This is a genomic window from Stenotrophomonas sp. I18B00994, assembly GCF_014145825.1.
Lineage (GTDB): Bacteria > Pseudomonadota > Gammaproteobacteria > Xanthomonadales > Xanthomonadaceae > Stenotrophomonas > Stenotrophomonas maltophilia.
Window position 1 is genome coordinate 110,116 of sequence record NZ_JACIUW010000006.1, and the last position, 12,288, is coordinate 122,403.

Sequence of the window (12,288 nt, forward strand, 5' to 3'; positions counted from 1 at the left end):
TCACGGCGTCCCCGCCTGACCCCACCCACCCGGCCAAACCCATGAATTCGCGCCCGACCAGCCACGAGGGGCTCCGCCGATGGCCGCCGACCGCGCGCAGCGCCGCTCTCCATCCGGATCCCGGAACCATGCGCTTGCTCACGGATTGACCACGCGATTGATGACAACGTTGTCCCCACCTGGCGCCGGACTCTCTCCCCGGCCTCCCAGGTACCTCCGTCCGGCCCCACCCGTCGCCTTCCCGGGCGACGCCCGGACCTGCGTCACGCGCGGCGCCATCGGGGCCCGCGCGCCCTTTGATCGGAGACTTACCCATGTACGACCCGATTGTGCGCAGTGCCGAACGTGCGACCCGAAGCTGTCGTCCCCGCCGCCTGGCCTGGCTGCTTGCCGTGGCCGCCGGTGCCGCTGCCCTGCCCGGCCTGGCGCAGGCCGCCAGCTGTGCCGGCGTGGCCCAGTGGGACCAGGCCAAGATCTACCGGGCCGGCGATACCCTGCAGAAAGGAGGTGTCCTCTATCGGGCGAACCAGGACATCTGGAACGCACCGCCGGACCATCCGGCCGGTGCGCCCTACTACACCAACCTCGGCGCCTGTGATGGCGGCGGCGCCAACCAGCCGCCGGTGGTCAGCCTGACCTCGCCGGCCAACGGCGCCACCTTCAGCGCCGGCAGCACGGTCAACGTGACCGCCACCGCCAGTGATCCGGACGGCAGCGTCGCCAAGGTCGAGTTCTTCCGCGATGGCAGCACGCTGGGCGTGGCCACCAGTGCGCCGTATGCGGCCAGCTGGACCAATGCCAGCGCCGGCAGCCACACCCTGCGCGCGGTAGCCACCGACAACAACAACGCCACCAGCAGCACCGCGACCATCACCATCACCGTCAACGCCGCCGGTGGCGATACCACCGCACCGAGCGTGCCGGGCGGACTGGCGGTCGGCACGCGTACCGCCAACAGCATCGCGCTCAGCTGGAGCCCGTCCACCGACAACACCGGGGGCAGCGGCGTGGCCGGCTATGACGTGTACCGCAATGGCAGCCTGGTCGGTTCACCATCCAGTGCCAGCTACGTCGATGGCGGCCTGACTGCATCGACCACTTACCGCTACCGTGTGCGTGCCCGCGACAACGCCGGCAACGCGTCCGCGCAGGGCACCGAGATCAGCGCCACCACGCTGGCCGGCGACGGCGGCACCAACGGCAAGCGGGTCATCGGCTACTTCACCCAGTGGGGCATCTACGGCCGCAACTACCGGGTCAAGAACATCGACAGCAGCGGTTCGGCCGCGCGCCTGACCCACATCAACTACGCCTTCGGCAACGTGCGCAACAACCGCTGCGAAGTGGGCGTCACACAGCCATCGGATCCGAACAGCGGTGCCGGTGGTGATGCCTTCGCCGACTACACCAAGGCCTTCAGTGCCGCCGAGAGTGTCAGCGGCAGCGCCGATACCTGGGACCAGCCGCTGCGCGGCAACTGGAACCAGCTCAAGCAGCTCAAGGCCAAGTACCCCGGCATGAAGGTGCTGATCTCGCTGGGTGGCTGGACCTGGTCGCGCGGCTTCTCCAGCGCGGCGCGCCCGGAAAACCGCCAGGCCTTCGTCGCCTCGTGCATCGATGCCTACATCAAGGGCAACCTACCGGTAACCGACGGTGCCGGTGGTGCCGGTGCCGCGCTGGGCGTGTTCGACGGCATCGACATCGACTGGGAATACCCGGTTGCGTGCGGCATCGAATGCGGCAAGCCGGAAGACAACGCCAACTTCACCGCGCTGATGGCCGAGTTCCGCCGCCAGCTCGATGCAGTGCGTCCGGGCCTGCTGCTGACGGTGGCGGTGGGTGCCGGCATCGACAAGATCCGCGTCACCGACCCGGCCGCGTACCACCCGTACCTGGACTACATCAACGTGATGACCTACGACTTCCACGGCGCGTGGGATGCGAAGACCAATCACCAGTCGGCGCTGTTTGATTCGCCGAATGATCCGTCCACCGGCGACCAGAAGCTGTACAACAGCAACGACGCCATCGAGGCCTTCATCAGCCGTGGCGTGCCTGCCGCCAAGCTCAACCTGGGCATCGGCTACTACGGGCGTGGCTGGACCGGTGTGGCCAACGCCAACAACGGCCTGTACCAGACCGCGACCGGCGCTGCCCCGGGCACGTATGAAGCCGGCATCGAGGACTGGAAGGTGCTGAAGAACCTGGCGTGGCCGGGCTACACCGACAACACCGCCGGTGCCACCTGGATCTACAACGGCAGCACGCTGTGGAGCTTCGACACCCCGGCCAACATCACCCGCAAGATGGGTTACGTGAAGACCCAGGGCCTGGGCGGCGCGTTCGTCTGGGAGTTCAGTGGTGATGATGCGCAGGGCACGCTGACCAAGGCGGTCAGTGATGGCCTGAAGTAAGAAAAAAGCCGGGGATGCGACACGCATCCCCGGCTCTACAGGAAAAGGTCGGCGCCGATCAGCGCTTGGCCGACAGTTTTTCCAGCGCCGCGCGCAGCTGCGCCGGCGGCAGGTAGCCCCCCAGCTGGGTGCCGTCCGGCGCGAAGATCGCCGGCGTGCCGTTCACGCCCAGCTGCTGGCCCAGTGCGTACTGCATCGCCACCGGGTTGGTGCAGTTCTTTGCCGGCACGTTGCCACCGCGCTTGGCGTTGGTCAGTGCCTGGCGGCGATCGGCCGCACACCAGACCGAGATCATGTCGGTGTAGTCCTTGCTGCCGAGGCCCATGCGCGGGAATGCCAGATACTCGACGGAGATACCGTTGCGGTTGAGCTCGGCGATGTCCTGGTGCAGCTTGCGGCAATAGCCGCACTCGATGTCGGTGAACACGCTGATGGTGTACTTGGCATTCGGCGCGGCGAACACGATGCGGTCGCCATGGTTGGCCTTGGCCAGCAGATCGCGGCGGTAGCCGAGCAGGCCTTCGCTGTTGGCCGGGCCCTTGGCACGGGTGTCGTAAGGCTGCGACTGGAACAGGTAGCGACCGTCGTCGGACACGTACAGCAGCTGGCCGGAAACGACCACCTCGCGGAAGCCGGGGAACGGCGCGGCACCGATGTAGTCCACCTTGAAACCGGGGTTCAGGGCAGTCAACGCGGCGCGCACGGCCTGGTCGGCTGGCGCGTTGGCGGCCGGGCCGGGCTTGGCAGCAGCGGCAGGCGCCTTGGCGGCTGGCGGGGCCGGCTGGGCGCAGGCAGTCAGGCTGAGCGCACCGAACACGGCGGCGATGGCAAATCGGAGCATGGAGCAGTCCGCGACAGAAGAAGACCCCGGATTCTGACACAGCCACCGGCACCGGGCCGCGACGCCGCGCACCGCCCGGGGCCGGGGTTCAGGACACGGCTCAGCCGCGCGGATGATGCCGGGCGTGCAGTTTCTGCAGGTGCTCGCGCGCCACCAGGGTATAGATCTGGGTGGTCGACAACGAGCTGTGGCCAAGCAGCATCTGCAGCGCGCGCAGGTCGGCACCGCGGTTGAGCAGATGGGTGGCGAAGCTGTGGCGCAGGCCGTGCGGGCTGATCCGCGCCGGGTCGATGCCGGCCACCTGCGCGTGGCGCTTGACCAGGTGCCAGAACGCCTGCCGGGTCAGCGCATGCAGCATCGGCTCGACAAACAACGGGGTCTGCCCATCGGCCAGCGCCTGCACCTTGCCCTTGCCGACCAGCAGCGGGCGCGATGCCTGTAGATAGCGCTCCAGCCAGTGCTGCGATTCCTCACCCAGCGGCACCAGCCGTTCCTTGCTGCCCTTGCCGGTGACCCGCAGCACGCCCTGGCGCAGGTTGACCGCGGTGGCCGGCAGCAGCACCAGCTCGCTCACGCGCAGGCCGGCGGCGTACATCAACTCCAGCATGGCGCGGTCGCGCAGGCCCAGCGGGCTGTCGATATCCGGCGCTGCCAACAGCGCGTCGATCTGGCTTTCGGCCAGCGCCTTGGGCAGCAATCGTGGCAGCTTGGGCGGATCCAGCAGCGCGCTGGGGTCCTCGCCGCGCTCGCCACGGCGCACGCCATCGGCGAAGAACGCCCGCAGCGCCGACAGCAACCGCGCATTGCTGCGCGGCGACCAGCCATGACGGGTGCGCCAGGCCAGGTAGTCGAACAACCCCGGGCGCTCGATGCCGGCCAGGCCACCATCGCGCCCATCCATCCAGCGAGCCAGCCCTTCCAGGTCGCGCCGGTAGCTGTCGAGGGTGGCGCGGGCCAGACCGTTCTCGGCCCAGATCGCATCGAGGAAGCGCTGGATGCGCATGCTGTCGTCGGCGCGCAGTTCAGGCAGTTGCTGGACCAGCTGGCGGCGTTCGGCGGGGGTGGAAACAAGGGCCATGCGTGCAGGATACGAGGGCCACTGCGGATGCGGCCAGCATTGCGTATGCTCGGCGCATGTCCCGCCCCGCCATTGATACGGCCCCTGCGGCCACTACCGAGCTGCCCCGCCCGCGTGCATTGCTGCTGTGGCGCGTGCTGGCGATGGTCTACGACGCGCTGCCGGTGCTGGCGCTGTGGATGTTGGCCGGCACCCTGTTCACCCTTGCCTACACCTTCAGCGGCCACGCCCAGCGCGAGAACATCGCACCGTTCAGCGCCTGGCAGTGGCTGCTGTGGGCGGTGTGCTGGCTGGTCACGGGGTGGTATGCCACGGCCAGCTGGCGCCGCGGTGGGCAGACGCTGGGCATGCGGCCGTGGCGCTTGAAGCTGGAATCGAGTGATGGCGCGCCCCTGCGACGCACGCAGCTTTGGCTGCGCTTCGTGGTGGGCACGCTGTCGCTGCTGCTGGGCGGCCTGGGATTCTGGTGGGCATGGGCTGACCGCCAGCGGCTGACCTGGCACGACCGCGCCAGCGGCACCCGCCTGCTGCGCATGCCGAAGCGGTAACGCATCACCTTTCAATCCGATCCTGCGCGGCGCTTGTGTAGAGTCGAGCCGAAGCTCGGTTGGCGGGCGGTGCGCGCAAAGCAGCCGAGCGTGGGCTATGCCTGCCGTCCCGGCCGGCACCCTTCAGGCCGTCGCCAGCGACGTTGGCAGCGGCTCCTGCCGCTACCTTCGGCTCTACAACAACGATGATCAGCCCGACTTGCGCCGGAACAGCAATCCCGATATCGCCAGCATCACGATCGGCGGCAACGCATAGGCAATGCGGTAATCGAACTTCAACGCGCCGGCCATGCGACCGAAGAACAGCTGCAGCAGCCAGAAGCCCAGCGCGAACAGGATGCCGAGGAACAGGCGCTTGCCCATGCCACCACTGCGCAGCGAGCCGAACGCGAACGGCACCGCCGCCAGGCACAGCGCCAGCACGTTCACCGGGTAGAACCAGCGGCTCCAGTACACATCCTCGTAGTCGCGCGCATCCAGACCGTTGCGCTCGCGGTATTCGATGCTGGTGCGCAGTTCGGCCACGCTGAGGTTGCGCGGCTTGGCGATGCCGGTGGCCAGCGCGCCGGCGTCCAGCTTGGAGTTCCACGGCTCGCGCGCCACTTCCTCGCGCGTGGCCGAACGTTCAGCGAAGGTATCGCGGCGCACGCCGGTCAGCACCCAGCCGTCACGGTCATGCTCGGCCGTGTCCGCATGGGTCAGCGAGGCGATCCGACCATCCTCGGCGATGCGATACAGGCGCACGTCACGCAGGATCAGCCGCGTGCCCTTGTCGCCCACCAGCTGCTCTTCGCCACCGGCGGCGCTGAGGAAGGTATCGCCCTCGCGCGCCCACAGGCCGGAATAGCGGGTGGTGGAGATGTCCCGCCCCCATTTGGCACTGGACTTCAGCGCATCGGCACGGTCCTGGCCCCAGGGGCCCAGCGTCTCGGCGCTGAGCACCATCACTGCGGTAAGCAACGACAGGGCGATGGCCACCGATACGCTCAGGCGCTTGCGCGACAGGCCCAGCGCACGCAGCGCGGTCAGCTCGGAGGTCGCGGCCAGCTGGCCCAGGCCCATCAGCGCACCGATCACCGCAGCGGTGGGGAACATGGTGTAGGCACGGCGTGGCACCGTATACAGCACCCAGGCGGCCGCATGCCCCAAGGTGTAGCCGTTCTTGCCGATGTCCTTGAACTCGCCGGAAAACGCCATCACCACGTCCAGGCCCACCAGTACGGCCCAGGTCAGCAGCACCGTGGTGAACACCGACTGGCCGAGATACAGGTCGAAACGCATCGGGCGCAGTCTCATGCGCGGGCTCCCTTCGGGCGGCCCAGGCGGCCATCACGTGCATACATCCAGATCGCCAGCGCCAGCAGCGGCAGGGTCAGCCACCACAGGCCAAGCGCAGGCGGAATCTTGCCATTGGCGATCCAGCCACTGCCGATGAACATCAGGTTGGTGCCCACCATGTAGGCCATCAGCGCCAGCATCATCCGCCCGTAGCGCTGCTGGCGCGGCGAGCTGCGGCCCAGCGGCACGGTCAGCAGCGCAAACGCCAGCGCGATCAACGGCGGGGCAAGGCGGCGATGCAGCTGTGCCTGCGCCTCGGGCCGGTCATCGCCGAACAGCTGCGTGGTCGGCATCAGTTCCGGATCATCGCCGGTACGGGTCTGCGCACCGTCGGGCAGGGCCACATCGTTGCGGGCGAAGGTGGCCAGACGGTAATCCAGCCCCCCGGCCACCGGTCCTTCCACCTGGTGGCCATCATCCAGCTCCAGGAAGCGCTGGCGGGCGCCTTCGAAGAACATGCGCCCCCCTGCGGCGGACACCACTTCCAGACGATCGTCCTTCTGCCGCTGCAGGAAGACCCGGCCCAGCTGGGTACCATCGGGCGAGATCGAGGACAGGTAGACCACGCCACCATTGGGCAGCTGGGTGAAGCGGCCCGGCTCCAGGCCCGCCATCAGCACGCTTCGATTGGCCTCGATGATCATCTGCTCGGCCACCCGGCCGGCCCACGGGCCCAGCCACAAGGAGCAGGCGCCGACCAGCGCCACCACCGGCACCACCAGCATCAGCAGCGGCCGCAGCAGGCGTTTGGGGCCCACGCCAATGGCAGTGATGACGGCCATTTCCGAGTCGCGGTAGAGACGGGCCACCGCCAGCAGCAGGCCCAGCATCAACGCCAGCGGCAGGATCAGTGGCAGGTAGGCGATGAACTGCAGGCCCAGCTGGGAGAACAGCAGCTTGGCCGGCAGGCGCCCGTCGGCGATGTTGCCGAGGATGTCCACCAGCACGCCGCCCACGCTGACCACCAGCAGGACGATCAGGGTAGCCAGGAAACTCTGGACGAAATCGCCCAGCAGGTATCGGTCGAGCTTCAGCATGGGGCGGTGGTTTAAACTCTGGGGTTCGTTCGCGGTGCCGCCCAGTCTACTGTCTGGGCGTAAACGGCCTGCGATTGTACGGACTCGCCAATGGAATCTGCTCAATGGCCCTCGAATTCACCCTGAACCACGTTGCTCCGGCCGCCGCCGCCGTTGATTGCCTGGTGGTCGGCGCGTATGCCGACCATACCCTGACCCCCGCCGCACAGGCCCTGGACGCCGCCAGCGGCGGCCGCCTGGCCTCGCTGGCCCAGCGCGGCGACCTGTCCGGCAAGACCGGCGCCACCACCCTGCTGCACGACCTGCCGGGCGTGTCCGCCCCGCGCGTGCTGGTGGTCGGTCTCGGCGACGCCGCCCGCTTCGGTGTACCGCAGTACCTGAAGGCCGTTGGCGACGCCGTGCGCGCGCTGAAGGCGGGCACTACCCGCAGCGCACTGTTCACCCTGTCCGAAGTGGCCATCAAGGACCGCGACGCGGCCTGGGCGATCCGCCAGGCGGTGATCGCCGCCGATCACGCTGCCTACCGCTACACCGCCACCCTGGGCAAGAAGAAGGCCGACGACGCCGGCCTGGCCCAGCTGGCCATCGCCGGTGACGACGCCCAGGCCCTGGCCCAGGGCCAGGCCATCGCCGCCGGTGTCGAGTTCGCCCGCGAGCTGGGCAACCTGCCGCCGAACTACTGCACCCCGGCCTACCTGGCCGAGGTGGGCGTGAAGTTCGCCGGTGAGCATGACGGTGCCGAGGCCGAGATCCTCGACGAGCACCAGATGGAAGCGCTGGGCATGGGCTCGCTGCTGGCCGTGGCCCGTGGTTCGGCCAACCGCCCGCGCCTGGTGGTGCTGAAGTGGACCGGCGGCGGCGACGCCAAGCCGTACGTGCTGGTCGGCAAGGGCATCACCTTCGATACCGGTGGCGTCAACCTGAAGACCCAGGGCGGCATCGAAGAGATGAAGTACGACATGTGCGGTGGCGCCAACGTCATCGGCACCTTCGTCGCCGCGGTCAAGGCCAAGCTGCCGCTGAACCTGGTGGTGGTGGTGCCGGCGGTGGAAAACGCCATCGACGGCAACGCCTACCGCCCGTCCGACGTGATCACCTCGATGTCGGGCAAGACCATCGAAGTGGGCAACACCGACGCCGAAGGCCGCCTGATCATGTGCGATGCGCTGACCTATGCGCAGCGCTTCGAACCGGCCGCGCTGGTCGACGTCGCCACCCTGACCGGTGCCTGCATGGTCGCCCTGGGCCACCAGACCGCCGGCCTGATGAGCAAGCACGATGACCTGGCCAATGAACTGCTGGCCGCCGGCGAGCATGTGTTCGACCGCGCCTGGCGCCTGCCGTTGTGGGACGAGTACCAGCCGATGCTGGATTCGACCTTCGCCGACGTCTACAACATCGGCGGCCGCTGGGCCGGCGCGATCACCGCGGGCTGCTTCCTGTCGCGCTTCACCGAAGGCCAGCGCTGGGCCCATCTGGACATCGCCGGCGTGGCCAGCGATGAAGGCAAGCGTGGCATGGCCACCGGCCGCCCGGTCGGCCTGCTGAGCCAGTGGCTGCTGGACCAGGCCGCCCGCGCCTGATGCCGTACCCGACCCTGGCCGGCCCCCGCTGGCCAGGGCCTCGCCCGGCACCGCCGGGCCCCTGCCTGACCCGGATCCTGCCATGCCCCGCGCCGACTTCTACCTGATCGCCAAGCCCCGCTTCCTGACCGAGCCGCTGCGCCTGGTCTGCGAACTGGCGCGCAAGGCCAACGACGCCGGGTTGTTCACCCTGGTGCTGGCCCGCGACCAGGCCCAGGCCGAGGAGCTGGACGAGCTGCTGTGGGCGTTCGACAACGATGCCTACATCCCGCACCAGATCGCCGGCGAAGACATGGACGAGGAAGAGGCCCTGGTGCTGATCGCAGTACCCGGCACCGACGCGCCGGCACGCCCGCTGGTGATCAACCTGCGCGATGAACCCTGGCTGGGCCAGTGCGAACGCGTGCTGGAAGTGGTCCCGGCCGATCCGGAAGCGCGCGAACCGCTGCGCGAACGCTGGCGCCAGTACAAGGCCGCCGGTTACGAGCTGAACAAGCACGACATGTAAGCGCGCCCCGGCCCCCTTGATGGGCCGCCGCCGCGCCCTGATCCTTCAACGATTACCTCCTGGTTCCCCCGCATGACCCAACTCGCCTCCAGCTACGACCCGAAGTCCTTCGAGACCGACCTCTACGAGGCCTGGGAGAAGGCCGGCCACTTCAAGCCGTCCGGCACGGGCGAGCCGTACACCATCCTGCTGCCGCCGCCGAACGTGACCGGCACGCTGCACATGGGCCATGCGTTCCAGCAGACCCTGATGGACGCGCTGGTGCGCTACCACCGCATGCGCGGCTACGACACGCTGTGGCAGGTCGGTACCGACCACGCCGGCATCGCCACCGAAATGGTGGTCAGCCGCAACCTGGCGCTGGAAGGCAAGGGCGAGACCCGTGATTCGCTGGGCCGCGAAGGCTTCATCGGCAAGGTCTGGGAGTGGAAGCAGCAGTCCGGCGATACCATCGAGCGCCAGATGCGCCGCCTCGGCACCTCCGCCGACTGGTCGCGCAGCACCTTCACCATGGACCCGCAGCCGTCGGCGGCAGTGAACGAAGCCTTCGTGCGCTGGTACGAGCAGGGCCTGATCTACCGCGGCCAGCGCCTGGTCAACTGGGACCCGGTGCTGAAGACCGCCATTTCCGACCTGGAAGTGGAGAGCGCCGAGGAAGACGGCTTCCTGTGGTCGATCGCCTACACGCTGGATGAGGGCCTGAGCTACGAGCACGTCGAGCGCGATGCCGACGGCGTCGAAACCCTGCGCGAAACCCGCGACTACCTGGTGGTCGCCACCACCCGCCCGGAAACCCTGCTGGGCGATACCGCGGTGATGGTGCACCCGGAAGACGAGCGCTACGCGCACCTGATCGGCAAGAGCGTGGTGCTGCCGCTGACCGGCCGCCGCGTGCCGGTGATCGCCGACGACTACGTGGACCGCGCGTTCGGCACCGGCGTGGTCAAGGTCACCCCAGCGCATGATTTCAACGACTACGAAGTGGGCGTGCGCCACAGCCTGCCGATGATCAACCTGTTCACCCCGGTGGCAGCGCTGAACGAAAACGCGCCGGAGCGTTTCCAGGGTCTGGACCGCTACGCCGCGCGCAAGGCCGTGCTGGCCGAACTGGAAGACCTGGGCATCCTGGTCGAGACCAAGGCGCACAAGCTGCAGGTGCCGCGCGGTGACCGCACCGGCCAGGTGATCGAGCCGTACCTGACCGACCAGTGGTTCGTGAAGATGGACGACCTGGCCAAGCGCGGCCTGGAACTGGTCGAGAATGGAAGCATTTCCTTCGTGCCGCCGAACTGGATCAACACTTACCGCCACTGGATGAACAACATCCAGGACTGGTGCATCAGTCGCCAGCTGTGGTGGGGCCACCGCATTCCGGCGTGGTTCGACGAAGCCACCGGCAGCTGCTACGTCGGTCGCAGCGAAGAGGAAGTGCGGGCGAAGCACAACCTGGCCAGCGACGTGGTGCTGAACCAGGAAAGCGACGTGCTGGAGACCTGGTTCTCCTCGCAGCTGTGGCCGTTCTCCACCCTGGGCTGGCCCAACGAGCAGGCCATGGCCGAGCGCGGCTTCGACCGCTACCTGCCGTCGTCGGTGCTGATCACCGGCTTCGACATCATCTTCTTCTGGGTGGCGCGCATGATCATGGCCACCGACAACCTGGTCGGGAAGATCCCGTTCAAGGACGTCTACTTCACCGGCCTGATCCGCGACGGCCAGGGCCAGAAGATGTCCAAGAGCAAGGGCAACGTGCTCGACCCGCTGGACATCATCGACGGCATCACCATGGACGACCTGGTCGCCAAGCGCACCGGCGGCCTGATGCAGCCGAAGATGGTTGAGAAGATCGAGAAGGCCACCCGCAAGGAATTCCCGGACGGCATCGCCGCCCACGGTGCCGATGCGCTGCGCTTCACCATCGCGGCACTGGCCACCCACGGCCGCGACATCAAGTTCGACATGAACCGCGCCGAGGGCTACAAGAACTTCTGCAACAAGCTGTGGAATGCCAGCCGCTTCGCGCTGATGAACACCGAGGGCGCGGCGTTCACCGGCGTGCCCAGGCCGCGTACCGATGCCGAGCGCTGGATCCTCGCGCGCCTGGCCGCCACCACCGCCGAAGCGCAGGGCCATTTCGCCGCCTACCGCTTCGACCTGCTGGCGCAGTGCCTGTACGAGTTCGCCTGGAACGCGTTCTGCGACTGGTTCCTGGAACTGAGCAAGCCGGCACTGAACGGTGCAGACGCCGCCGACGCCGAAAGCACCCGCCACACCCTGCTGTACGTGCTGGAAGCGCTGCTGCGCCTGCTGCACCCGCTCACGCCGTTCATCACCGAACAGCTGTGGCAGCAGCTGGCCCCGCGCCTGGGCCTGACCGAAACCACGCTGTCGCTGCGCCCGTACCCGACCGCCGCCGAGTTCGAAGGCGATTTCGCCCAGGCCGAGGCCGACGTGGAATGGCTGAAGGCGGTGATCAGTGCCGTGCGCCGCGTGCGCAGTGAGCTGAACGTCGCGCCGTCCAAGCTGGTGCCGCTGCGCCTGCAGGCCGGGCTGGAGCAGGACCGCGTGCGCATCGAACGCTTCAGCGCCTCGCTGTCGTTCCTGCTGAAGCTGGACAGCATCCAGTGGCTGGCCGAAGGCGAAAGCGCACCGCCGGCCGCCGCCGCGATCGTGGGCGAGCTGAAGCTGCTGGTGCCGCTGGAAGGCCTGGTCGATCTCGATGCCGAGCGCGTGCGCCTGGACAAGGAAATCGCCCGCGTCGAAGCGGAGAAGGAAAAGAGCGAGACCAAGCTGGCCAAGTTCACCGACAAGGTGCCGCCGGCCGTGGTCGAGCAGGAGCGCGTGCGACTGGCCGACTGGAACACCCAGCTGGCCGGCCTGCGCGAGCAGCGCGCGAAGCTGTAAGCGCCGCGCTCTGGTGCGTGCCAACCGGGGTTGGCACCTG

9 protein-coding genes are annotated in these 12,288 nt (G+C 68.2%); 5 read left to right on the forward strand and 4 right to left on the reverse strand.

What is annotated here, in order from left to right; genetic code table 11:
* The first annotated feature begins 314 nt into the window (after positions 1–314).
* Positions 315–2,414 (forward strand): glycosyl hydrolase family 18 protein, encoded by a 2,100-nt coding sequence (locus H4O10_RS08490; RefSeq protein ID WP_049453428.1) that lies wholly within the window; start codon positions 315–317, stop codon positions 2,412–2,414.
* 58 nt (positions 2,415–2,472) lie between these two features.
* On the opposite strand, the gene H4O10_RS08495 is transcribed toward H4O10_RS08490, so the two are convergent.
* A complete protein-coding gene (locus H4O10_RS08495) occupies positions 2,473–3,255 on the reverse strand; it encodes a DsbC family protein (RefSeq protein ID WP_005408019.1) in 783 nt (260 codons plus the stop codon).
* A 100-nt stretch (positions 3,256–3,355) separates the two neighbouring features.
* Positions 3,356–4,333, reverse strand: coding sequence for a site-specific tyrosine recombinase XerD (xerD, locus tag H4O10_RS08500; RefSeq protein ID WP_049453430.1), 978 nt, complete (start codon positions 4,331–4,333; stop codon positions 3,356–3,358).
* 56 nt (positions 4,334–4,389) lie between these two features.
* On the opposite strand from xerD, the gene H4O10_RS08505 reads away from it, so the two are divergent.
* Positions 4,390–4,881 carry an RDD family protein gene (locus H4O10_RS08505; RefSeq protein ID WP_033834373.1) on the forward strand — a complete coding sequence of 164 codons (492 nt, stop codon included), beginning with the start codon at positions 4,390–4,392 and terminating at the stop codon, positions 4,879–4,881.
* A gap of 189 nt (positions 4,882–5,070) precedes the next feature.
* Here the strand turns inward: H4O10_RS08505 and lptG are convergent, their stop codons facing one another.
* Positions 5,071–6,177 carry an LPS export ABC transporter permease LptG gene (gene lptG / locus H4O10_RS08510; RefSeq protein ID WP_033834372.1) on the reverse strand — a complete coding sequence of 369 codons (1,107 nt, stop codon included), beginning with the start codon at positions 6,175–6,177 and terminating at the stop codon, positions 5,071–5,073.
* Complete coding sequence (gene lptF / locus H4O10_RS08515; protein WP_005408014.1) at positions 6,174–7,256, reverse strand: LPS export ABC transporter permease LptF; 1,083 nt, start codon at positions 7,254–7,256, stop codon at positions 6,174–6,176. The genes lptG and lptF overlap by 4 nt, the downstream gene beginning before the upstream one ends.
* A 104-nt stretch (positions 7,257–7,360) precedes the next feature.
* On the opposite strand from lptF, the gene H4O10_RS08520 reads away from it, so the two are divergent.
* The 3 genes from H4O10_RS08520 (at position 7,361) to H4O10_RS08530 (ending at position 12,248) form a co-directional block, all read left to right on the forward strand.
* Entirely contained in the window at positions 7,361–8,839 is a 1,479-nt protein-coding gene (locus H4O10_RS08520) for a leucyl aminopeptidase (RefSeq protein ID WP_049454434.1), read from the forward strand.
* Positions 8,840–8,921: 82 nt separating this feature from the next.
* Positions 8,922–9,347: a DNA polymerase III subunit chi gene (locus tag H4O10_RS08525; RefSeq protein WP_005408012.1), complete on the forward strand. Its 426-nt coding sequence runs from the start codon at positions 8,922–8,924 to the stop codon at positions 9,345–9,347.
* Positions 9,348–9,419: 72 nt separating this feature from the next.
* On the forward strand, positions 9,420–12,248 hold the full coding sequence (locus H4O10_RS08530) for a valine--tRNA ligase (protein ID WP_049454431.1): 2,829 nt from the start codon (positions 9,420–9,422) through the stop codon (positions 12,246–12,248).
* Positions 12,249–12,288 lie beyond the last annotated feature (40 nt).